The organism is Saccharothrix coeruleofusca, from assembly GCF_017876325.1.
Lineage (GTDB): Bacteria > Actinomycetota > Actinomycetes > Mycobacteriales > Pseudonocardiaceae > Actinosynnema > Actinosynnema coeruleofuscum.
Genome location: NZ_JAGINV010000001.1, coordinates 2,601,835 through 2,623,825, shown reverse-complemented (window position 1 = coordinate 2,623,825; position 21,991 = coordinate 2,601,835). Strand labels below are relative to the sequence as shown.

General features: G+C 71.0%; 26 protein-coding genes. 10 read left to right on the top strand and 16 right to left on the bottom strand.

Annotation, left to right across the window (positions count from 1 at the left end):
• Positions 1-221 precede the first annotated feature (221 nt).
• On the top strand, positions 222-1,493 hold the full coding sequence (locus JOF41_RS12060) for a cytochrome P450 (RefSeq protein WP_209618681.1): 1,272 nt from the start codon (positions 222-224) through the stop codon (positions 1,491-1,493).
• Between the two features lie 3 nt (positions 1,494-1,496).
• On the opposite strand, the gene JOF41_RS12055 is transcribed toward JOF41_RS12060, so the two are convergent.
• The 5 genes from JOF41_RS12055 to JOF41_RS12035 all read right to left on the bottom strand — a co-directional run bounded on the left by JOF41_RS12055 (position 1,497) and on the right by JOF41_RS12035 (position 4,600).
• Positions 1,497-2,240: a hypothetical protein gene (locus JOF41_RS12055; protein WP_209618679.1), complete on the bottom strand. Its 744-nt coding sequence runs from the start codon at positions 2,238-2,240 to the stop codon at positions 1,497-1,499.
• Between the two features lie 43 nt (positions 2,241-2,283).
• Positions 2,284-3,066, bottom strand: a complete 783-nt coding sequence (locus JOF41_RS12050; RefSeq protein ID WP_209618676.1) for an IS630 family transposase — start codon at positions 3,064-3,066, stop codon at positions 2,284-2,286.
• Complete coding sequence (locus tag JOF41_RS12045; RefSeq protein ID WP_209618673.1) at positions 2,955-3,371, bottom strand: helix-turn-helix domain-containing protein; 417 nt, start codon at positions 3,369-3,371, stop codon at positions 2,955-2,957. Before JOF41_RS12045 ends, JOF41_RS12050 begins: the two co-directional genes overlap by 112 nt.
• A gap of 103 nt (positions 3,372-3,474) precedes the next feature.
• Positions 3,475-4,047, bottom strand: a complete 573-nt coding sequence (locus JOF41_RS12040) for a hypothetical protein (protein ID WP_209618670.1) — start codon at positions 4,045-4,047, stop codon at positions 3,475-3,477.
• Positions 4,048-4,096: 49 nt separating this feature from the next.
• Positions 4,097-4,600 carry a hypothetical protein gene (locus JOF41_RS12035; RefSeq protein WP_209618668.1) on the bottom strand — a complete coding sequence of 168 codons (504 nt, stop codon included), beginning with the start codon at positions 4,598-4,600 and terminating at the stop codon, positions 4,097-4,099.
• Positions 4,601-4,619: 19 nt separating this feature from the next.
• On the opposite strand from JOF41_RS12035, the gene JOF41_RS12030 reads away from it, so the two are divergent.
• Entirely contained in the window at positions 4,620-5,168 is a 549-nt protein-coding gene (locus tag JOF41_RS12030) for a transposase (protein ID WP_209618666.1), read from the top strand.
• 923 nt (positions 5,169-6,091) lie between these two features.
• A complete protein-coding gene (locus JOF41_RS12025) occupies positions 6,092-6,388 on the top strand; it encodes a hypothetical protein (protein ID WP_209618662.1) in 297 nt (98 codons plus the stop codon).
• 47 nt (positions 6,389-6,435) lie between these two features.
• Here JOF41_RS12025 and JOF41_RS12020 read toward each other — a convergent pair whose 3' ends face one another.
• Together JOF41_RS12020 and JOF41_RS36960 are read right to left on the bottom strand one after the other, a co-directional pair.
• Positions 6,436-7,974, bottom strand: a complete 1,539-nt coding sequence (locus JOF41_RS12020) for an MDR family MFS transporter (protein ID WP_209618645.1) — start codon at positions 7,972-7,974, stop codon at positions 6,436-6,438.
• Entirely contained in the window at positions 7,974-8,600 is a 627-nt protein-coding gene (locus JOF41_RS36960; protein WP_229795634.1) for a TetR/AcrR family transcriptional regulator, read from the bottom strand. The genes JOF41_RS12020 and JOF41_RS36960 overlap by 1 nt, the downstream gene beginning before the upstream one ends.
• 175 nt (positions 8,601-8,775) lie before the next feature.
• Between JOF41_RS36960 and JOF41_RS12010 the strand changes: the two genes are divergently transcribed.
• Genes JOF41_RS12010 through JOF41_RS12000 form a run of 3 tightly spaced genes read left to right on the top strand, consistent with a single transcriptional unit; the run spans position 8,776 to position 12,134 of the window.
• Entirely contained in the window at positions 8,776-10,068 is a 1,293-nt protein-coding gene (locus tag JOF41_RS12010) for an ATP-grasp domain-containing protein (protein ID WP_244989571.1), read from the top strand.
• A 30-nt stretch (positions 10,069-10,098) separates the two neighbouring features.
• Positions 10,099-11,373 carry a 3-dehydroquinate synthase family protein gene (locus JOF41_RS12005; RefSeq protein WP_209618639.1) on the top strand — a complete coding sequence of 425 codons (1,275 nt, stop codon included), beginning with the start codon at positions 10,099-10,101 and terminating at the stop codon, positions 11,371-11,373.
• On the top strand, positions 11,373-12,134 hold the full coding sequence (locus JOF41_RS12000; RefSeq protein ID WP_209618636.1) for an O-methyltransferase: 762 nt from the start codon (positions 11,373-11,375) through the stop codon (positions 12,132-12,134). Before JOF41_RS12005 ends, JOF41_RS12000 begins: the two co-directional genes overlap by 1 nt.
• A gap of 61 nt (positions 12,135-12,195) precedes the next feature.
• On the opposite strand, the gene JOF41_RS11995 is transcribed toward JOF41_RS12000, so the two are convergent.
• The 4 genes from JOF41_RS11995 to JOF41_RS11980 all read right to left on the bottom strand — a co-directional run bounded on the left by JOF41_RS11995 (position 12,196) and on the right by JOF41_RS11980 (position 14,075).
• Positions 12,196-12,522, bottom strand: a complete 327-nt coding sequence (locus JOF41_RS11995; protein WP_189223690.1) for a DUF6204 family protein — start codon at positions 12,520-12,522, stop codon at positions 12,196-12,198.
• Between the two features lie 89 nt (positions 12,523-12,611).
• Positions 12,612-13,058: a DUF6098 family protein gene (locus JOF41_RS11990; RefSeq protein WP_189223691.1), complete on the bottom strand. Its 447-nt coding sequence runs from the start codon at positions 13,056-13,058 to the stop codon at positions 12,612-12,614.
• Between the two features lie 73 nt (positions 13,059-13,131).
• A complete protein-coding gene (locus tag JOF41_RS11985; protein ID WP_209618634.1) occupies positions 13,132-13,353 on the bottom strand; it encodes a hypothetical protein in 222 nt (73 codons plus the stop codon).
• Positions 13,350-14,075 (bottom strand): AfsR/SARP family transcriptional regulator, encoded by a 726-nt coding sequence (locus JOF41_RS11980; protein WP_189223693.1) that lies wholly within the window; start codon positions 14,073-14,075, stop codon positions 13,350-13,352. The genes JOF41_RS11985 and JOF41_RS11980 overlap by 4 nt, the downstream gene beginning before the upstream one ends.
• A 199-nt stretch (positions 14,076-14,274) precedes the next feature.
• Here JOF41_RS11980 and JOF41_RS11975 point away from each other — a divergent pair, with 199 nt between their 5' ends.
• Entirely contained in the window at positions 14,275-15,138 is an 864-nt protein-coding gene (locus JOF41_RS11975) for a manganese catalase (RefSeq protein ID WP_189223694.1), read from the top strand.
• A 70-nt stretch (positions 15,139-15,208) separates the two neighbouring features.
• Positions 15,209-16,441, top strand: a complete 1,233-nt coding sequence (locus JOF41_RS11970; protein WP_209618631.1) for an Nramp family divalent metal transporter — start codon at positions 15,209-15,211, stop codon at positions 16,439-16,441.
• 59 nt (positions 16,442-16,500) lie between these two features.
• Here the strand turns inward: JOF41_RS11970 and JOF41_RS11965 are convergent, their stop codons facing one another.
• A complete protein-coding gene (locus JOF41_RS11965) occupies positions 16,501-16,956 on the bottom strand; it encodes a DUF4383 domain-containing protein (RefSeq protein ID WP_189223696.1) in 456 nt (151 codons plus the stop codon).
• A 75-nt stretch (positions 16,957-17,031) separates the two neighbouring features.
• Positions 17,032-17,352 carry a DUF6221 family protein gene (locus JOF41_RS11960; protein ID WP_189223697.1) on the bottom strand — a complete coding sequence of 107 codons (321 nt, stop codon included), beginning with the start codon at positions 17,350-17,352 and terminating at the stop codon, positions 17,032-17,034.
• An 80-nt stretch (positions 17,353-17,432) separates the two neighbouring features.
• Here JOF41_RS11960 and JOF41_RS11955 point away from each other — a divergent pair, with 80 nt between their 5' ends.
• Positions 17,433-18,926 carry an FAD-dependent oxidoreductase gene (locus JOF41_RS11955; protein ID WP_189223698.1) on the top strand — a complete coding sequence of 498 codons (1,494 nt, stop codon included), beginning with the start codon at positions 17,433-17,435 and terminating at the stop codon, positions 18,924-18,926.
• A gap of 289 nt (positions 18,927-19,215) precedes the next feature.
• On the opposite strand, the gene JOF41_RS11950 is transcribed toward JOF41_RS11955, so the two are convergent.
• Together JOF41_RS11950 and JOF41_RS11945 are read right to left on the bottom strand one after the other, a co-directional pair.
• Positions 19,216-19,386 carry a DUF397 domain-containing protein gene (locus tag JOF41_RS11950; protein WP_209618627.1) on the bottom strand — a complete coding sequence of 57 codons (171 nt, stop codon included), beginning with the start codon at positions 19,384-19,386 and terminating at the stop codon, positions 19,216-19,218.
• Entirely contained in the window at positions 19,383-20,234 is an 852-nt protein-coding gene (locus tag JOF41_RS11945) for a helix-turn-helix domain-containing protein (protein WP_209618625.1), read from the bottom strand. Before JOF41_RS11945 ends, JOF41_RS11950 begins: the two co-directional genes overlap by 4 nt.
• Before the next feature lie 354 nt (positions 20,235-20,588).
• On the opposite strand from JOF41_RS11945, the gene JOF41_RS11940 reads away from it, so the two are divergent.
• Entirely contained in the window at positions 20,589-20,846 is a 258-nt protein-coding gene (locus JOF41_RS11940) for a hypothetical protein (RefSeq protein ID WP_209618621.1), read from the top strand.
• Positions 20,847-20,902: 56 nt separating this feature from the next.
• Here the strand turns inward: JOF41_RS11940 and JOF41_RS11935 are convergent, their stop codons facing one another.
• Entirely contained in the window at positions 20,903-21,919 is a 1,017-nt protein-coding gene (locus JOF41_RS11935) for an NAD(P)-dependent alcohol dehydrogenase (protein ID WP_209618618.1), read from the bottom strand.
• Positions 21,920-21,991: the final 72 nt, after the last annotated feature.

The following is a 21,991-nucleotide window of genomic DNA, read 5'->3' as shown; positions in this document are numbered from 1 at the left end:
TGACAAGCGCATGGGGACGCCCGCGAGTGGCGGCGGACGCGGGAAGCCTTTCACAGTCCACCTGAGACCGGCTCAGCCGGAAGTCGTCGCGTTCTCAGCCGTTGGTCGTCGCCTGCGCGACGCGGAGCGCCGACCCGGCAAGAACATTGCCCAGCGCGCACGCGTTGGTACCGTGGGTGACGAAGCCGCCCGGTCAGGGGGACCGGGCCGGAGGAGGACTGATGTCCGACACGCCCACCGCTTCCCACCCGCGCCCGGACCTGGACAGGTTCGGGCTGTCCCTGCCCTCGGTGCTCGCCGAGCGCCCCGAGGGCCACCCGTTCGACCCGCCCCGTGAACTGGTCCGCCTCAGCGGTCAGGCGCCGGTCCACCGCATCGCCACCCGCGACGGCGACCCGGTCTGGGTGATCACGGGCATGGCCGAGTGCCGCGCCGCGCTGGCCGACGCGCGGCTGAGCTCCGACATCCTGGGGCACCCCGCGGTGCGGGAGAAGCTGCTGCCGCACGTCCGCGAGCGGCTGCTCGACGAGCGCGCCCGCGCGGGCAGCTTCATCACCATGGACGCGCCCCGGCACACCCGCTACCGCAAGCTGCTCACCGGCCAGTTCACCGTGCGCCGCATGAAGCAGCTCGTCCCGCGCGTGCACCAGATCGTCACCGACCAGCTGGACGCGATGATCGCGCAGGGGCCGCCCGCCGATCTGGTGCGCGACTTCGCGCTGCCGGTGCCGTCGCTGGTGATCTGCGAGCTGCTGGGCGTCGACTACGCCGACCGGGCCGAGTTCCAGGAGCGCTCGGCCAAGGTGCTGCGGGTCGACCTGCCGGTCGAGGAGCTGCTGGAGGCGGGTGACGGCCTGCGCGCCTTCATGCACGAGCTGGTGCGGCACAAGCGCGAGCGGCCCGCCGACGACATCCTGTCCGGGCTCGTCCACAGCGCGGCCGAGCCGCCGCTGGACGACGACGAGCTGGTGGGCATCGCCAACCTGCTGCTCGTGGCGGGCCACGAGACCACCGCGAACATGCTCGCGCTGGGCACCTTCGCGCTGCTGCGCAACCCCGAGCAGCTCGCCGCGCTGCGCGCGGACCCCTCGCTGGTCGACGGCGCGGTGGAGGAGCTGCTGCGCTACCTGTCGATCGTCCACCTGGGCATCAACCGCGTCACGACCCAGGAGGTGCGGATCGGCGACGAGGTCATCCCGGAAGGCGCCACGGTGGTGGTGTCGGTGCCACTGGCCAACCGCGACACCCGCCAGTACGCCGACCCCGACGAGCTGGACGTGACGCGACCGCGCGGGGCGCACATCGCCTTCGGGCACGGCATCCACCAGTGCCTGGGTCAGCAGCTGGCCAGGGTGGAGATGGCGGTGGGGTTCACCGAGCTGCTGCGCAGGCTGCCGGGGCTGCGGTTGGAGGTCGAGCCGGAGCGGGTGCCGATGCGCAGCCAGATGATCGTCTACGGCGTGCACTCACTGCCGGTCAGCTGGGACAGCTGATCCTCAGGTCCGAGCGCTGGAGATCAGCGCCTCGGGCAGGTCCAACCACCACCTCGCCCGGCGCGCCACGTCCGGCGAGGTGGTGGCGCTCGTCCGGAGCAAGGTCAACGCCGCGCGGTCCCGGTTCATGGCCACCGCGTAGAGGACCGCGCGGTGCAGCGGTTCGTGCCCTTCCGCGCCGTGGTCGGCCAGCACCCGCCGCCACGCCGCGAGGTCGGTCCCGCCGGGCATGTGCGCCAGCGCGAAGGACGCCGCGGCGGCCCGGTCCGGTGCGGCGCACAGCAGCCGCTCCAGCGCGGGCCGGTGGCGTTGGGCCCCGAGGCTGCCGAGCAGGTTGATCAGCGCGGCCTCGGTCACCGCGTCGGTGCCCGGTAGTGGGGCGATCAGCAGTTCCGCCAGCGCGTCGGCGATGGCGTCGCGGAACGGCGAGGTGCGCAGGACGTTCGCGGCCACCACCCGCATGTCGCTGTCCGTGCTGAACAGCGCCTGCCGGACCAGTCGCGGCGCCAGCCCATCGTCGTGGTGACGGCCGGTCGCGGCGGCGACCAGGGCGTCGAGCAACCGGGTGACTGCCGGTGGGTCACCCACCACAGGGGTGCTCAGGCGGTGCGCGATGACCGTGCGGTGGCCGTGTTGCCCGGCCAGCCTGCGGCGCGTCCCCTGCGGCAGGACCTGGGACGGCATCGTGGCCAGCAGGTCGGCAGCGGCTTCCCGGACCGGCCGCGAGGCGCTCTCCGCGTGGAGCACCAGGCCACCTCGGCGAGCAGGCGGCGCTAGTAGACCGTCGCTTCTAACCTTTGGGGTAGAGGTGGCGGAGTCGGGTGCGGGCGTTGTCGGTGGTGAACTGCCAGCGGACCTTGCGTTGTTCGGTGTTGATGGCGTGTTGCCAGGCGGCGAGTTCGGCGTTGAGGGTGTCGAGGTCGCCGATGCGGCGGTCGAGGCATTGCCGTGTCAGCGCGGACGGTTCGATCTCGGCGATGTTGAGCCAGGACCCGTGCTTGGGGGTGTGGTGGATCTCCAGGCGCTGGGCCGGGGCGAAGGCCTCGCCGGGTTCGAACGCCTCGTAGAGCGAGGCGATGGTGTGGGTGTTGAGGTTGTCCATGACCAGCACCACGGTCTCGGCGTCGGGATAGTCCACGGTCAGGAGTTGTTTGACCTGCCCGGCCCAGTCGATCTTGGTGCGCCGGGGCAGGGCGTGGACACGGCGCCACCCGCGTAAGGGCTCTGCCCACACGAAGACCGAGCAGGTGCCGCACCGGACGTACTCGCTGTCCTCGCGGGCGTCTCGGCCCGGCCGGGCGGGCAGCGGCTCGCGGACCTGGCCGAGGAGCTGGAAGGGTTTCTCGTCCATGCACACCACCGGACGGGCGGGGTCGTGCGGCCGGGCGTAGACCGCGAGCACGTCCTCCATGCGGGCGGCGAACTCCGCGTTGGCCCGCGGCGGGATGTTCCAGCACTTCCTCAGATGAGGACGCAGTTCCGTTTTTTTAACACCCGCCCGATGGTGGAGTGGTCCAGATTCGGGATGTCCTCGGTGAGCTTGACGTGCTTCTCCAGCAATCGCAACGACCACCGGGCGTGCCCCGCCGGTGGCTGCGAGCACGCCAGCGCGATCAGTCGGGCCTCGACCTCGCCGGTCACCGGGGAGGGCACCGGCGGAAGGTCACGCTTCTTGCGCGAGATCGTGGCCAACACATCGCCGCCGGACTCGGCGAACCGCTTGGCCACCAGCCGCAGCGTCTCGCCCGAGACCCCGAGCCGCGCCGCGATCACCTCCTTCGGATCCGGCTCGCCCGCCGAGGTGTCCAGCGCGAGCAGCACCCGCGCCCGCATGATCGACGACGCCGGATGCACACCCGTGGTGGTCCACCGGATCAACTCCTCACGATCCCGCGCCGACAACCTGACCGGCCGTTTCAACTGGGAGGCCATAGCAACAGCCTCCCAGCCACATGCGTCAAAACTAAGCAGCGACACGCTACTAGAGATGGTCGACGTCGGCCGTCGTCGTTGTGTGCAATTCAAGGGTGCCGAGATGGTCCGGCGTGCCGGTAAGGTAGACGGTGCACTCCCCCCAACTGGCCTCGATCACTGCGACACCAAGCGCGTCGACCCGAGTCCCTGAAAGTGGATTCTGATCGATCATGATGTTCACGGGCACAGCGACTGCCTCGCCAACGGCGGCCCGGACCATGTCATAGTCCGCTGCGGAGCTTTCGCGCGTTGGCACGGCGTTACCAGGCTCGCGTTCGCGGGTTCTGATCAGGAAGTTGAGCAGTTGGATTTCAGTGTTCTCCACAGGAAGCCCTCGCGGGTCAAGACCGTGCGGTGACCGAACGGTCCTGATCTCCGACAGCAACCTCCCAGCCGGGCTCCTATAGGTGACATCGACGGCCCACGGCTGGCCATTGACGCCCTGGGTTGCCAAGGTGGCGATCGGTCCGAGGCCCATGCCCGAAGACGCCGAGGCTACCGGAGCTGGAAAGACGGCGATCTGGTCGCGAGGATGGGGGCTGCGAGGAACATCCGCAGCCCCCATCGATCGGTCGTCCATGAAGCGCTCACTTTCGGTTAGCTGAGCGCCTCATTGCTACAGCGGGCGCTCAGGAGATGACTGCAGTGTCGGCAGGTCCACCAGAGAAGCCGACCGTACCGTCCACGAGAATAGCAAAATTGACCAAGGCGATGACATAGGCCCTCGCGCTACCGCGCGTCAATCCTCCCACAATACGATTCTTGTCCACATAGCCGTCAGCGTCGTAGTGCCCCAGGGAATCATGCTTGGTCTGGCCGCCCTGATCGTCCAACGTCACGGTCCACGAGAAATCAGCTACCGCGTCATAAACCGAAAATCCGGTTCTGATGTTGACTTCCCTGTTGCCGCGCGGGGTAAGCCAAACCCACGACTTCCCACAGCCGCCTTCTACTTCGCCCTGCGCGATCAGGTCATTCGTCGAGCCCTTCGGGGTACCCCTTTTTACAGAGTATTGAGTCCCGTTCTCACTGGTTCGGATTTCGTAACCGTTCGCTTCGGCCACCGCGCTGTCGAAGCCGCCAACCTGCATCGAGACTTCCAGCTTGGAGGCATCTCCGCTCGCCGGCAACACCGGAGCAGCACTGGCGAAAGTGGTCGTGCTCCTCGGCCAGGTCCGCGACCCGCTGCCAGCCCGGCCGGGCCGAGATGCCCGCGAGGACAGCGAGTACGTCCGGTGCGGCACCTGCTCGGTCTTCGTGTGGGCAGAGCCCTTACGCGGGTGGCGCCGTGTCCACGCCCTGCCCCGGCGCACCAAGATCGACTGGGCCGGGCAGGTCAAACAACTCCTGACCGTGGACTATCCCGACGCCGAGACCGTGGTGCTGGTCATGGACAACCTCAACACCCACACCATCGCCTCGCTCTACGAGGCGTTCGAACCCGGCGAGGCCTTCGCCCCGGCCCAGCGCCTGGAGATCCACCACACCCCCAAGCACGGGTCCTGGCTCAACATCGCCGAGATCGAACCGTCCGCGCTGACACGGCAATGCCTCGACCGCCGCATCGGCGACCTCGACACCCTCAACGCCGAACTCGCCGCCTGGCAACACGCCATCAACACCGAACAACGCAAGGTCCGCTGGCAGTTCACCACCGACAACGCCCGCACCCGACTCCGCCACCTCTACCCCAAAGGTTAGAAGCGACGGTCTACTAGCGCCGCCTGCTCGCCGAGGTGGCCTGGTGCTCCACGCAGAGAGCGCGCCGCGCAGTTCGGAGTCGTTGCGGGGCGCGCGGAGCATGGACAACAACCGCTGCTCTGCCTCGAGCTCGCAGCTTCCGGCGAGCAAGGCGACCGGGTCCACGATCACCTGACACGCGGGGTCGGCGATGAACCCCTCGACGGCGGCGACCAGCGCGCGCCCGCCCCTCGGGTGCCGGTGCAACCGTTGCAGGGCGGACAGCCGCAGCAGGTAGTGCCAACCTGTGGAGATCGTCATCTCGACCACCAGCCGGTGCGCCAGTGAACGCCACTGGGCCAACGGGGGACCGGGGCGCGAGCGCACCAGGCCGTCAACGAGGTCGAACCACTCCACGGCAGTGACGGGATCGTCACCCAGGCACCTCTCCAACAGCTCCGGCTCCCGCACGGGGACCTCCTGCTCGCGCGGCGAGGTGCCGCCCAGACTGGTCACGATCGCGCTCAGCCGCCCCGAAGGCATCCCCAGCAGCTCCTCATACCGGCGCAGGACGCGCAGCGGTACGCGGCTCTGCCCCTTCTCCCAGCGCACCACCGTGCTGTGGTCGACCAGTGGCGTCTTCGAAGTCGCCAGGGCCGCGGCCAAACCCCTGCTCGTCCGGAGGGCTGGATCGGGGGCGTAGAGCCGGTTGTGGGTGAGCAGCCAGCCGACCGCGACCCTGCCGCGGACCCTCGTGGTCGGCCCTCCGACATCGTCGGCGATCGAGGTCAGTCTGCCTCGACGCCGGGTGCTCGGCGAGGACATGGAGCCGATCCTCTCAGCGGTCCGCCTGCTGCAGTCCGCCAAAAGGCCGCTTCCGCACCAAAAGCCGAATCGGCCTGCCCGTTGCCTAACTTCGTGGTCACCGATCGAAGGAGGAGCGGATGGCACGAGCCGACGAGGTCCACGCAGGCCACGTCTACAACTTCGAGTTCAACAAACAGGACTTCAGCGGTGCCGACAACAAGCAGAAGGTCGTCGTGCTGGTCGAGTCCTACAGCAACAGGAACGGCAGGACCAGGGCACTCATCAGCCGGGCCGAGACGAGGGGCAGCAAACTGCTGGTCGACCTGGACGAGGTCTACGCCGTGCCGGTGGAGAAGCTGGAAGCCCTCCAGCCCAGCCTGACGCAGGACGAGCTGCGCAAGGCCAAGGAGGAGCTGAAGAAGCGGATCGACTGACCGGCCGGGGTCGGGGAGGGTCGGCGCGGCCGACCCTCCCCGCTGGGTCAGTGGCCCGCCATCTCGGCGGCCAGCCGCTCGTCGCCGCTCTGCGTCTTGAGCGGCTTCTCCTTGATGAACAGCACCGCGATCAGCGCCACCGCCGCGATCGGGGCGCCGATGAGGAACAGCTCGGCGGTGGCCGTGGCGTAGATGTCCTGCACCACCGCGCGCACCGGCTCGGGCAGGGCCGCCAGGTCCGGCACCTCGCCGCCGCCCGCCGCCACCGGCCCGAACTTCTCCGCCATCAGCGAGGTGACCCGGTTGGCCAGCACCGCGCCCAGCACGCTCACCCCGATCGCGCCGCCCAGGCTGCGGAAGAAGGTCAGCGTTGAAGTCGTGGTGCCCAGGTCGCGGGCGGGCACGTCGTTCTGCGCGGCCAGCACGAGGTTCTGCATCAGCATGCCCACGCCGACGCCCAGCACGGCCATGTGCACGCTCACCACGAACACCGTGGTGCCCGCGTCGATGGTGGACAGCAGCAGCATCCCGACGACCATCACCACGCCGCCCGCGATCAGGAACGCCTTCCAGCGGCCCCACTTGGTGATCAGCTGCCCGGCCACGGTGGAGGACACCAGCAGGCCGAAGATCAGCGGCAGGCTCATCAGCCCGGCCTGGGTGGGCGTCTTGCCCATGCCGATCTGGAAGTACTGCGACAGGAACACCGTGCCGCCGAACATGGCCACGCCGACCAGGGCGCTGGCCACGGTGGCCAGCGCGGCGGTGCGGTTGGCGAAGATCGACAGGGGCACCACCGGCTCGGCCGCGCGGCTCTCCACCCACACCGCCAGCGCCAGCAGCACCACGCCCGCCGCCACCAGCACCGCGCTCCAGGCCGAGGCCCAGGCGAACTCGTTGCCCGCCAGCGAAGTCCACACCAGCAGGGTGGACACGCCCGCGACGATCAGCGCCGCACCCAGGTAGTCGATCTTGACCTCGCGGCGCACCACGGGCAGGTGCAGGGTGCGCTGGAGCAGGTAGATCGCGGCCAGGGTGAACGGCACGCCGATGAAGAAGCACCACCGCCAGCCCAGCCACTCGGTGTCCACCAGCAGGCCGCCGATCAGCGGTCCGGCCACGGTGCCCACGCCGAACACCGCGCCGAAGATGCCCGAGTAGCGGCCCAGCTCGCGCGGCGGGATCATCGCCGCCATCACGATGGTGGCCAGCGCGGTCATGCCGCCCGCGCCCAGGCCCTGCACGACGCGGCTGGCGATGAGCACCTCGACGTTGGGCGAGAAGCCCGCGATCAGCGAGCCGACCACGAACAGGCCCAGCGACAGCTGGATGAGCAGCTTGCGGCTGTAGAGGTCGGCGAGCTTGCCCCACAGCGGCACGGTCGCGGTCATCGCCAGCAGCTCGGTGGTCACCACCCAGGTGTAGACCGACTGCGACCCGTTCAGGTCGGCGATGATGCGCGGCAGCGCGTTGGACACGATGGTGGAGGCCAGGATGGACATGAACATGCCCATCATCAGCCCGGACATGGCTTGCACGACCTCACGGCGCGACGTGCGCGGCGGGGCCGTCGTGGAGTCGGTCATCATCCCTCGTCGGATCGGTGCGGCGGGTCCGCCAAGCCGGCGGCCACCAGGTCCATGGCCTCGATGAACAGCTCGGCCAGCCGCGCCGGGTCACGACGCCCCTCCGGGCTGGCCCACCGGGTCATCGCGACCCGGAAGGCGGCCCCGGCCGCGGCGGCCAGCAGGTGCGGGTAGATGTCGTGGGGGGAGAGCCCGCAGCGCGCGGCCACGGCGGCCACCATGTGCTGCTCGGTCTCCTCCCCCGCGGCGAACAGGCGGGTCAGCAGGGCGGGGTGCTGGTGCACCACCTTTATCCGCAGCAGGCACAGCTCGGGGTCGTCCGCCAGCTCGTCGGCTATCTCCGCCAGCAGGGTGTCGCGCACCACGACCGCGGCGGACCGGTCCTCGGGCTGGGCCGCGATGCGCGCGGCGATGCGCGCGGCCGCGTCCGGGTCGGGCCCGATGACGGCTTCTTCCTTGCCCGCGAAGTAGTTGAAGAAGGTGCGCGGCGACACCCCCGCCGCGGCGCTGATGTCGTCCACGGTGACGTGGTCGAGCCCCCGCTCGGCGGCCAGGAGCACGGCGGCGCGGGCCAGAGCCGCCCGTGTGCGCCGCTTTTTGCGGTCGCGCAATCCCTCCCCCGGCACGGCTCCACGATACGGAGAACGTGCAGACACTGCAAATTTGCATGATCGGCATTTGCGGTCGCTGTCCGGCACCGGGGACGCCCGCGAGCACACGTCCAGGTGAATCGGCAGGTCGGGCGGTTGCCCGCACTTCTGTCGGGCAGCCCTAAGCGGGCACGCGTCGGGAGGTGGGTTCGTGGCGTCGCTGTCGGCACGGGTACGCGGTGCGGCGCTGCTGGCCGCGCTGGTCGTCACGGCCCCGGTGTCGGCGCTGGTGTGCGGGGTGGCGCGCGTGGTGCTGCCCGAGCGCCCCAGGAACGAGCCGCCACGGGCGCGCACGGTGCTGGTCACCACCGCGCACATGACCAAGAGCCTGTTCCTGGCCAGGAAGTTCCACCAGGCGGGCCACCGCGTCGTGGCCGTGTCGATCCCCCGCCACCGCTGGGGGCCGCTGCGGTTCTCCCGCGCGGCCCGCGCCTTCCACCTCGTCACCGACCCCGCCGAGGACCCCCGCGGCTACGTCCGGGACCTGATCGCGGTCATCCGCGCCGAGGGCGTGGACACCGTGGTGCCGGTCATCGACGAACCGGGCCGCGCGCAGCCCACCTCCGACGCCGCTCCCCTGCTGGCCGAGCACTGCGCGGTGCTGGCCAACGACCCGGCGACCCACCACCTGCTCAACGACAAGGCGAGCTTCGCCGAACTCGTGCGCGCCGCGGGCCTGCCGCACCTGGAGACGCGCCGGATCACCGACGTGCGGCAGCTGCGCGAGGTCGACTTCACCGGCCGCGAGTTCGTGCTCAAGCCGCCCGAGTGGACCTGCATGGCGACCGACCACCGGGTCGTGGTGATGGCCGACCCGGCGGCGGCACCGCCGGACCTGGCGATCGGCCGGGACCGGCCGTGGGTGCTGCAACGACGCGCCGCCGGCCGCGAGTACTGCGCGCACACCACCTGCCACGACGGCCGGATCACCGCCTACACCTGCTCGGAGTCCTCGGCCCTGCAGCTGAACTACCACCACGTCGAAGTGCCCGCGATCTGGCTGTGGGCCCGCGATTTCGTCGCCGCGCACCGGCTCAGCGGGCAGGTGTCGTTCGACTTCATCGTCGGCGACGACGACGTCCCCTACGCCATCGAGTGCAACCCGCGCACGCACTCCGCCGTCGTGGCCTTCCACGACAGCCCCGAGCTGGCCGCGGCCTACCTCGACCCGGTGCCCGGCGAAGTCGTCCGCCCCCGGCCCGGCTCGCCGCCGGTGCACTGGCTGGGCGCGGAACTGGGCAGGCTGCCCGTGGTGCTGCGGCGGCGTGCGCTGCGGCCGTGGCTGCACGACCTGCTGCGCGGCAAGGACGCCGTGTTCGACTGGCGCGACCCCGTGCCGTTCCTGGTGGCGCACCACGTGCAGCTGCCGGTCCTCCTGCTGCGCGCGCTCGCCGAGGGCAAGCGCTGGCAGCGGGTCAACTGGGCCACCGGCAAGCTCGTCTGACACCGCCGTCCCGGCGAGAAAGGGCTTTCGATGAGCGCCGCGCGAGACAGCGACAAGTACGCCACTTCCGCCCGCTACGGCGGTTCCGGCCGGATCAGCCGCGCCGCGGACCGGCGGTCGCTGACCGTGGAGGCGACCTTCAGCCTGCGCAGCGAGGTCCGGCTGGTGACCGACGTGTTCGCCCCGACGACACCGGACCTGGCGGAGGTCTACCGGCCCGCGGGCCGGTGCGCCGCGATCGTGGACGCCACCGTCGACCGGTTGCACGGCGGCGCGCTGCGGGCGTACTTCGCCGCGCACGGCATCCCGCTGACCACGATGGTGTGCCGGGCGCTGGAGGAGGACAAGACCTTCGACACGGTGCGCCGCATGGCCGCATTCCTGGGCGGCGAGGAGTGCGACGTCGCGCGGGACGAGCCGGTGCTGGTCGTCGGCGGGGGCGTGCTCACCGACACCGCGGGCCTGGCGTGCGCCCTGCTCAACCGGCGCACCCCCTACGTCATGATCGGCACGAGCATCGTCTCCGCGGTGGACGCGGGCCCCTCGCCCCGCACCTGCGTCAACGGCACGCTGATCAAGAACGCGATGGGCGCCTACCACCCGCCCGTGCTCACGCTGGTCGACCGCGCCCTGTTCCGCACCCTGGCGCCCGAGCACCTGCGCCACGGCGTGGCGGAGATCGTGAAGATGGGCGCGGTCGACGACGAGGGCCTGCTCGTGCTGCTCCAGCGGCACGGCCGCGGGCTGCTGGAGACCCGGTTCGCCACCACCGGCGAGGACCGGGGACTGGCGGCGATCGCCGACGAGGTGCTGTTCCGCTCCCTCTACGCCTACCTGCGGCACGAGGGCACCAACATGTTCGAGACCCACCAGGACCGCCCGCACGCCTACGGTCACACCTGGAGCACCAAGTTCGAGCCGGTCGCCGGGCTGCTGCACGGGCACGCGGTGGCGGTGGAGATGGCGTTCACCGCGACGCTGGCCACCCTGATCGGCTGGCTGGACGAGGACAGCCGCGACGCGCTGCTGGAGGTGTGCCGGGACCTGGGCCTGGCCGTGCACCACCCGGTGATCGAGGACCTGGAGCTGATGCGGGTGGCCCAGGAGTCGGTGCGCCGCAAGCGCGGCGGGTCCGCGCTGTGGGCGGTGGCCCCGCGCGGCGGCCTGGGCAAGTGCGACTACCTGGCGGAGGTGGAGGACTCGTTGCTGGCCGAGGCGGTGGACAGGCACCGGGTTCGCTGCGCCGGGTTCCCCGACGGCGGCGCCGGGCTGGGCATGTACCTGCGCGACGCGAGGTGGTCCTGATGCGGCCGGTGACCCCGCTGGCCGTGCTGGTCGGCGAACTGGCCGCGCTGGGCCGGGAGCAGCCCTCGCCGCGGCTGACCAGGGCACTGGCGCTGGCCTCGGGCCTGGAGGACTACCTGTCCGCGATGACCACGGCCGAGTCCGAGCGGCTGGCCGCGGTGGCCGAGCGGACCGCCCGGCACGTGTGGGCCCACTCCCCCGACGCGGTGGCCACCCTGGAGCCGGAGATGCTGTCCGGCCACGTGGAGGGGCAACTGCTGAAGTTCCTGGTGGCCGTCTCGGGAGCGCGGCGGGTGCTGGAGATCGGCACCTTCACCGGCTACTCGGCGCTGGCCATGGCCGAGGCGCTGCCCGCAGGGGGCCACGTGATCACCTGCGAGGCCGACCCGCGCGCGGCGGAATTCGCCCGAGCCGCGTTCGACGGGTGCGACCGCATCACCCTGGCTCCTGGCCCCGCCCTGGAGACGCTGGACCGGCTCGCCCGGCAGGGCGCGATGTTCGACTTCGCCTTCATCGACGCGGACAAGACCCAGTACTGGGCCTACCTCGACACCGCCTACCGCCGCGGGCTGCTGGCACCCGGAGCGGTCGTGGTCGTGGACAACACCCTGTACCAGGGGGAGGTCTACCTGGACGCGCGGCACCGCTCGGCGCAGGGCGCGGCCATCGCCGAGTTCAACGCGCGGGTGGCCGCCCACCCGTCGTTCGAGCAGGTCCTGCTGCCGCTGCGGGACGGGGTGACGCTGATCCGGGTGCCCTGAACCGAGCGTTCGCGCACCACGAACCGAACGTTCGGGCCGCCCCGCCGCGGCGGGGCTCGGGCTAGCGGCGGCGCACCTTGATCAGGTCCACGTCGGTGGCCGAGGCGCGCATGTCGCGGAAGTCCACGCCGAACGCCTCGACCGCCTGGGCGGCCAGCGCCATGGCCCGGTCGCACACGGCGCGGTCGCTCGCCTCGACCTCGGCGCGCAGCTGCACGCGGAAGCTGAAGAAGTCCAGCGACCGGTCGTAGGACAGCGCTCCCCGCTCGGAGAAACCGTTGGTGAGCAGGCCGTGCCGGTCGACCTGGGCCAGCAGCCTCTGTCGTCCGGCCTGGTCGAGGTCGGTGAACCTGCCACGCACGATGACCCGGTAGGTGTGCTCGACCATCCGTTCCGCCCTCTCGCCCGCCGTTGTGCGGGCGTCAGCTTGGCCACCCCCCAGGCAGGGCGCAACCGATATACCCGTCCGCCGGGGCGTCACCTCTCCCGGTCCAGCGGTCCCCACCGGTCCGCGCCGTTGGCCTGGTCCACCAGCCGCTCGCACTCGCGCAGCACCTCGTCGGCGATCCAGCCGACCGGCCGGTGGCAGATCACCAGCGGCTCGTTGTCCGGGCCACGGCTGACCTCCTCCCCCTCGATCAACCAGGGACGCACCTCCGGGCCGCGCCGCTCGCGCAGGTGGCGGTAGTCGTAGAGGCGGCGGGCCACCCACAGCCGCAGCGGGCGGTCACCCCACCAGGGCTCCACGCGCAGCGGGTTGGCCGACAGCCCCGGCAGCCGCACCCCGGTCAAGGTGTCCCGGCTGGACTGCTCACCGCACCCGACCCCGTCCGCGTCCGGTCCCTTGGACCAGCGCACGAACAGCTCCGGCCCGCGCTGCTCGACCAGCTCGACGAGGTCCGCCAAGTCGGTGAAGGTCGTCATCGGCACCTCCTGTCCCACGGCGGACGGGTGCCCCGAACGGCGTGGTCCACACCTGCGCGTGACGAGGTCCGCCTCACCCGGTGAACGCCAGCAGCAGCACCCCGGCGGTGGCGACCACCGAGCACACCCCCAGCGCCCACGGGCTGGCCCGCTGCCAGGCCGCGATGCGGCGGGCCTCGCGCGCGGGCCGGGGCTGCTGCGCCGAAAGCCTGCAGGCCAGGCCGAACAGCGCCAGCCCGGCACCCCACAGCAGCGCCCACGCCACCAGCGCGGCGCCGAGATCGGTCCCGGTCACCGCGCGCCGCCCAGCAGCGGCTGGACCAACCGGTTCATCTCCGGCGACGGGCTCAGCCCCAGCTCGGCGCGCAGCAGGGACCGGTAGGAGGCGTACTGGCGCAGCGCCTGGGCCGGGTTGCCGTCGGCGATGTGCAGCTCCACCAGCGTGCGGTGGGCGCTCTCCCGCAGCGGGTCGCTGTGCACCGCGGCCAGCGCGGCCTGGTGGGCGCGCAAGTGGTCGCCGCAGGAGCGGAACCGCTCGCTGAGCGCCTCCAGCGCGCGCAGCCGGGCCTGCCGCCACCAGTCCTGCTCGGTGGCCACCCACGGCTGGTCCCAGCCGGGCAGCAGGTCGGCCTTGAACAACGCCACCGCGGAGGCGTCGGGCGGCGGGCCGGGCGCGGCGGCGCGCGCGACCAGCACGCAGGCGCGGCGGAAGTCGACCTCCACGCCGGGCCCCAGGCGCAGCGTGTCCTCGGCGGTCTCCACTAACGGCCCGGCGGGTTTGGCCAACCGCCACAGCGACGAGCGCAGGCAGGCCGCGGCCCGCCGGGCGGTGGCCTCCGGCCACAGCAGCGCCGCCGCGACGGTGCGGCTGACCGGGGACTCGCGCAGGGCCAGCAGCGCCAGCAGTCGCCGCGCCGCGGGCACGACGTGCACCTGCTGGTGCCCGTAGTCGAGTCGGAAGCCGTCGAGCAGGCGAATGCTCAGCCGGGAAGCGGGTTCAACAGGAGCAGCAGTCATCCGGGTCGGCCCATCGCGTGTGAGGGTTGGTCATGTCGGATGCCCGAACCCGGCCTCCTCACACCGGTTGTCACTCGTTTTCCGGCACCGCTCACCTGCGGCGGTGACGCGGCGGTCACGCGGGCGTGCCGCCGTCGCGCGAGTCGCGTCACACACCCCCCATAGCGTCACCGCACCCCGCATGGATCGAGGAGGTCAGATGTTCCTGCACACCAGCAGGTTGCAGTTCGAAGCGAAGCCGGCGAACCCCGACGCCCACTTCGCCCGCAAACTCCAAGAGCTCATCGGCGGCGCCTTCGGCGAGATGACCGTGACGATGCAGTACCTGTTCCAGGGCTGGAACTGCCGGATGGAGGGCAAGTACAAGGACCTGATCATGGACGTGGCCACCGAGGAGATCGGCCACGTGGAGATGCTGGCCACGATGGTGGCCCGGCTGCTGGAGGGCGCGCCCTCCGAGGTCACCGCGAAGATGGTCGCCGACGACCCGGTGGTGGCCGCGGTCATCGGCGGCATGGACCCGCAGCAGGCGATCGTCAGCGGCGGCGGGCCCACCCTGTCCGACGCCAACGGGGTGCCCTGGAACGGCCGCTACATCGTGGCCAGCGGCAACCTGATGGCCGACTTCCGCGCCAACGTCGCCGCCGAGGCCCAGGGCAGGCTGCAGACCGCGCGGCTGTACAACATGACCGACGACCCCGGCGTGCGCGACATGCTCAAGTTCAACCTCGCGCGCGACACCGCCCACCAGAACATGTGGCTGGCGGCCATCGAGGAGTTGCAGGAGGACGGGCTGGAGGGCCCGGTCTCGCCGAGCGCGCTGTTCGACGAGGAGCACCAGGAGCACGCGGGCACCATCTGGCACAACTCCGACGGCACCGCGGGCCCGGAGGGCCGCTGGGCCTCGGGCCCGGCGCCGGACGGCACGCACGAGTTCTCCTACCTGATGAACGTCGAGCCGCTGGGCGGCAAGGCCTCCGCGCCGCCGCCGGACCCGCTGCTGTACGCCACCAGCCCGGCCAACCTGGGGCTGATCGAGAGGGCCATCCGCAAGCTCACCTGAGCACCGGCTGCCACCGGCGCCGCCCGGCCCCGCGCCGGGCGGCGCCCCCGTGCACGGAAGGAGTCCAGGCATGGTCGGCATCTCGACGCGGGCGCCCGTCGCGGCGCGCCTGCGCTCGGCCGCGGTGGTCATGGGTCCGGCGTTCGTCGTCGCCGTCGCCTACGTCGACCCCGGCAACTTCGCCACCAACATGGCGGGCGGGGCCACCCACGGCTACCTGCTGCTGTGGGTGATCGTCAGCGCCAGCGCGCTGGCGATGTTCATCCAGTACCAGTCGGCCAAGCTGGGCATCGCCACCGGGCGCAACCTGCCGCAGCTGTGCCGCGAGCACTACCCCAAGCCGGTCACCGGGTTGCTGTGGCTGCAGGCCGAGCTGGTGGCCATGGCCACCGACCTGGCCGAGTTCGTCGGCGCGGCGGTGGCGCTGAACCTGCTGTTCGGGGTGCCGCTGCTGCCCGCGGCGCTGATCACCGCGGTGGTCTCGGCGGGAATCCTGGTGCTGCAGCCGCTGCGCAGGCGGCGGTTCGAGTCGGTGATCATCGGCCTGCTGGCGATCGTGCTGGGCGGGTTCCTCTACCAGACCCTGCAGCTGGGGCCGATGACCGGCGCGGCGGCCGGGCTGGTGCCCGGCTTCGCCGGGGTGGACAGCGTGCTGCTGGCCACCGGGATGCTCGGTGCCACGGTCATGCCGCACGTGATCTACCTGCACTCGGCGCTGACCCAGCGGTACCACCAGCCCGACCCGGCGACCCAGCGGCGGATGCTGCGGGCCAGCCGCGCGGACATCCTCGTCGCGCTGGGGGTGGCCGGGGCGGTCAACGCCAGCATGCTGCTGGTGGCGGCAAGCGCATTCCACGGTCAGGGCGCGCCCCGCGAGTCGTTGGAGGACATGCACGGCGGGCTGGGTTCGCTGCTGGGGCCGGGCGCGGCGCTGGCGTTCGCGCTGGCGCTGCTGGCCTCCGGGCTGGCCTCCTCCAGCGTGGGCACCTACTCCGGTCAGGTGGTGATGGAGGGGTTCCTGCGCAGGCGCATCCCGCTGTCGCTGCGCAGACTGGCCACCATGGCGCCCGCGCTGGGCGTGCTGGCACTGGGGGTGGACCCGACCCAGGCGCTGGTGCTCAGCCAGGTCGTGCTGTCCTTCGGCATCCCGTTCGCGCTGGTGCCGCTGGTGCTGCTGGGCAGGCGGGCCGACGTGATGGGGCAGGCGGTCAACAGCCGCGCCACCACGGTGGCGGGGGCGGTGGCCGCCGGGGCCATCTCCGCGCTGAACCTGTTCCTGCTGGTGCGCACGTTCACCGGGTGAACACGCGACTGCCGCTCCGCCGGTGGTGCGCGGAGCGGCAGTCGGGCGGGCGGCGGGGATCAGACCCCGCCGCGAGGATTGTCGGGCACCGACCGCTTGCCCAACGTCAGTCCCAGGGCGATCATGCCCAGGCCCAGACCGAGGTGCAGCCAGTTGTCGGCGTCGTTGAGCGGCACGAAGTTCGCCGCGCTGTCGTGGTCGACGAGCAGGCCGTACAACCACAGCAGCAGGTAGACCACGCCGCCGCCGACCAGGTAGGACGCGGCGCCCCGGACCGAGCGGGCCATCAGCAGGCCCACCGCGCCGAACAGCAGGTGCACCAGGTTGTGCAGCACGGACACGTTGAATATGCCCAGCAACTGCGCTTCGGACTGGTGACCGGCGAAGTGCAGCTGGTCGAAGTTGGTGGTCAGACCGGGGATGAACCCGGCGATGCCGACAAGGACGAACACCGCGCTCACCGCCATGGCCGCTGTCTGCACCGGTGTCCGGGTGACCGTCTGCATTCGGGACATCTTGACTCCAAAGGGGGAGGAAGAACGCGCTCCGTCACCGACCGTCTACCCGTGCCCCCCTGCCGCAAACGCCGATCACACGTAGGTCCGCCACTCCTCCTGCCATCCCACCCGCGTGTCGTAAGCGGCGGCCAGCATCCGCAACGTCGGCTCGTCCGCGCCCGCCTCCACCTCCGCGCGCAGGAACTCCACCTTCTCCCGGAAGGTCACCGGCGGGTCGTCGACGATGGGCACCGTGCCGCCCGCGGCCAGCAGCAGGCCACGCCCGTCGTCGGTGCGCATGACCCGCAGCCTGCCCATCTGCTCCGCGTCCTGCAGCAGCGGCGTCTTGCCCTCGGCCGCGCGCCGCTCGTCCTCGGCCAGTCCTTCCAGCACGAACTCCCGTAGATCGCTCATGGGCCCGTGGGTAACCGGTCGGGGGCGGTTCGAACCAGCCGCAGCGGGTATGCGCCGGGTAGTCGACCGGAAGGAGCACCGTGACCACCACGACCGCCGAGAACTCCCTGTGGCTGGAGGCCCTGCCGCGCCGCCGCTACCCCGCCGTGGCGGGCGAGGAGACCTTCGACGTCGCCGTGGTCGGCGGCGGCATCGCCGGGATCACCACCGCCCTGCTGCTCAAGGCCACCGGTCTGCGGGTGGCCGTGGTGGAGGCGGGCCGGGTCGGCACCGGGGTCAGCGGCAACAACACCGCCAAGGTCAGCGCGCTGCAGTCCACGGTCTACTCCAAGATCATCGACAAGCACGGCGCGGACGCGGCGGCCGACTACGCCGCCGCCAGCCTCGCCGGTGTCGCCCAGGTGGGCGTGCTGGCCGAGGGGATCGACTGCGACCTGCGCCGCGACCCGGCCTACACCTACGCCTACACCGAGCAGGAGGTCGCCGCCGTCGAGGCCGAGGCGGAGGCCGCGCGGCAGGCGGGACTGCCGGTGCACCTCGACCGCGGCGAGCTGATGGGCGTGCCGTTCCCGGTGCACGCGGCCGTGCGCCTGGACGACCAGATCGCCTTCCACCCGGTCAAGTACGTGCACGGGCTGGCCGCCAGGGTGGACGGCGAGGGCAGCCGGGTGTTCGAGGACAGCCGGGTCACCGACTTCGACGACGGCGAGCCCTGCCGGGTGCACACCCCGACCGGCACGATCACCGCCGACCGGGTCGTGATCGCCACCCACTACCCGCTGCTGGACCGCGGCGGCTTCTTCGCCCGCCTGGAGACCACCCGCTCCTACTGCGTGGCCGCCCGGCTGCGCGGGCAGCGGCCCCCGCGCGGGCTGGCCATCAGCGCGGGCAGCCCGTCCTGGTCCCTGAGCGCCTGGCGGGACCTGCTCATCGTGTGCGGGCAGAGCCACAAGACCGGCAGCGACGAGGGCACCCCCTACCAGGAGCTGGAGCGCTTCGCCCGGCAGCACTGGGACGTCGAGGCGATCACCCACCGGTGGTCGGCCCAGGACGTCAACGCCTACGACCAGCTGCCGATGGTGGGCAGCTACCTGCCCGGCTCCCGGCGCCTGTTCACCGCGACGGGGTTCATGAAGTGGGGCCTGTCCGGCAGCACCTTCGCCGCGATGATGCTGGCCGACCTGGTCACCGACCGGGACAACCCGTGGGCCGAGCGGTTCAGCCCCCACCGGGTGTCGCTGCGCTCGCTGGGGTCGGCGGCCAAGATGAACGTCGAGGTGGCCGCCGACATGGTCGGTGACCGGCTCAAGCCCGCCGACACGCGCTCGGTGGAGGAAGTGCCGCGCGGCGAGGCCAGGGTGGTGCGGGTCGGCACCGACAAGGTGGGCGTGTACCGGGACGAGGCCGACGGGCTGCACGCGGTGTCGGTGCGGTGCACCCACCTGGGGTGCATCGTGCGGTTCAACTCCGCCGAGCGGAGCTGGGACTGCCCGTGCCACGGGTCGCGGTTCGACGTGGACGGCGGCGTGCTGGAGGGCCCCGCCACCGAACCCCTGCCCCGCCACGAAGTCTGACCCGCAAGTACCACCCGTCACCCCTTCGCGCGCCGCCGACCACCACCCGACTCCCCGTCCGTCCTGACGCGACGGTCGGTGGCCGGTGTCGGGTAGTGGTCAGCGGCGTCTGTGGGCGGGTCGGGTGGTACTTGCCGACGCGCCCGAAGTGGTCAGGTCGACCGGAGCGCCGACAGGAAAGCAGTCATCTACTGGACTTCGTTCACTCAGTCGTTCTCACGTCGGTTCCCATCGCTGGGGGTTCACGGCAATACTCAGATGCGGGCGCACTGTCCGGCCCGCCAATCGATCAGTCTGCGCGGACTCCAGTCAGAAAAGCCCTGATCGCCCTAGCGTCGGTGAAGCGCAGCACCGGACCGCCGAGGTTCTTGGAGTCCCTGACCTCCTCCAAGGTCCTGCGCACTTCGACGCAGTTCGTGCTCTGCCCACTCCTGCTGGACTTCCGCCACTCCGTCGTCATGCGCTCCCCTTGATCCGTTCGGCTTCACCTGCGATCACCTCGACCGTACGGGTCGGGTCAAGCGCCAGAGCCCGCACCGCCTCCACGGACTCCGCGTATGCGGCGATATCCCTCTTGTCCCGGAGGAACAACCCTGAACGTTGATTTTCGATGTAGACCATCCTCGTGCTGTCCTGAATGTCGAGAATCACGAACGCGCCCTCCAAGCCGTGGTACCAACCAGCCTCGTCGGGAATTACGCGCAGGGTGACGTTTGGGCGCTCAGCGACCTTCATCAAGTACCGCAACTGCTCGACCATGACAGCCGGACTGCCGATGATGTGCCGCAGGACTGCCATACCGATGAAAGCAGTGAAACGCACCGGATCGTCCTCGCGCGTGAGGATCTCCCGGCGGCCTATCCGGGCAACAACGCGCACTTCAACCTCGTTGACGGGAACTTCGTTGCCGGTGCACATGATCGCGCGAGCATAGGCAGAGGTTTGCAACAGTCCCGGAACCAGCAGTGGTTCCACCGTGACGATCCGGGACGCCATCTGCTCGAACTGCAACAGCGCGGCGAGCTGGGCCTGGCGGTCGGGCAACGTCAGCGCGAGCCATGACGAACCCGCCATGCTCCTGGCCATCTCCACCAGCCGATCCCGCTCGACACCGCTGATTCCCAGCGAGGTGAGGTGGGCAGCGACCTGGCGGGGAGTCGGGGACCGCTGCCCCGACTCGATCCGGGACAACACGCTGTGGTCGACGCCGAGTTGTCGTGCCAACTCCCGCAGGCCGATGTCCTTGGCCTCCCGAACCGCTCGGAGCTGAGCCCCCAGTGCTACCGCCTTCGGACTGGAGCTGACCATGGGGCACAGCATAGGAGCCATCCACCCTTCAGCTTGATCGCCCGATCAGGGAATTGCGCTCATTGGTGCTGCACCGTGATGCTGGTGTTGCACCAGCACACTGGTGCCACGCCACAACCTCGGGAGTCCTCATGACAGCGACCGGCATACGCTGTCGTGATCGACACATCGTTACCTCGGACTTCCGGCCATCGGCCCACTAATCGCGTGGTGGCCGCGCGACGGAAACACCCATCACTCTCTTCGTGACAGTTCCGCTGCATAAGCCAAACCAGCGGAACACCCGAACCCACGCCCGCCGACGCGGTGCGTGACAGCGAGGACGAACTCACCCGAAAGGACACCGCACAACCCATGAGCACCATCACCACCAGCACGGGTGTCGGCATCTCGGCCTACGCCAAGGTCGTCGGCGACCAGCCGGTCAAGTGCGCGATCACCGCCGACGGCGACGTGGAGATCGGCTTCGGCCGGGATCTCGACCTCTGCCTGAGCCAGGCGGTGGCCCGCCAGGTGCACCAGAGTCTCGGGGCCGTGCTCGACCGGCCGGAGCCGCCTGCCACCGTGGCGGACGTGCGACTCGTCGTGGACGAGGATGCCGAGCAGGACTGAGGACGGCACGGGCGGCCCCTCGGCGAGGGGCCGCCCGTCCAACCGGGGGCGCCTGCTCAGAACTCCAGGACCGCCCGGTAGCGCGCCTGGCCCCTGCGGACCCGGTCCAGCGCCTCGTCGGCCCGCGCGACGGGGAACACCTCGGCTTGCGCTCCGATGCCGTGGCGCGCGGCGAAGTCGAACATCTGCCGGGTCTGCGCGGGCGAGCCCGGGATGGCGCCGCTGACGGCCTTCGCGCCGGGCAGCAGGCCCAGTGGTCCGACGGCGATCGGGCCGGTCGGGACTCCGACGACGCAGAGCTTGCCGCCGGGTCGCAGGGTGGCGAGGTAGTCGTCCCACGGCAGATCCGCCGAGACGGTGGACAGCACGAAGTCGAAGGAGTTCGCGGCCGCCCGCAGGGCTCCCTCCTCGCGGGTGGCGATGAACCCGGTCGCGCCGAAGCGGCGCGCGTCGGCCTCCTTGTCCGAGGTGGTGGAGATGGCGGTCACCTCACACCCCCACTTCGCCAGGAACTGCACGGCCAGGTGCCCCAGGCCGCCGATGCCGACCACCGCCACCCGGTCCACCGGCCGCACCCGGTGGGTGAGCAGCGGTGCGAACACGGTGGCGCCCGCGCAGAGCAGGGGCGCCGCCTGGGCGGAGGGGATGGCGTCGGGGATGGGCTGGACGTGACGCCAGTCGCCCGCGCGCACGTGGTGGGCGAATCCGCCGCGGACGCCGCGCAGCACCAGGTCGTCCTTGCGGGGGCACAGGTTCTGCCGCCCGCTCAGGCACCACTCGCACCGGAAGCACGACCCGGCGATGGCACCGACGCCGACGCGCCGCCCGATCGGCAGCAGTTCCTGGTCGACCGCCTCGCCGACGGCTTCCACGACGCCCACGACCTCGTGCCCGGCGACCAGGGGGTAGCTGAAGTAGTCCCACTCGTTGTCGATCGCCCCGACGTCGGTGTGGCAGATGCCGCAGTGCGTCACCCGCACGTCGACTTCGTCAGGGCCCAACGGCCCCGCTTCGTACTCGTAGGGGCGCAGCCCCGCCCCCGCCTCGTATGCCGCGTACGCGCGCACCTTCATCCGTGCACATCCCCTCGGTCGACAGTATACAACTAACTAGTTTGTTGCTTAATTCACCGTAGGGATCACCGA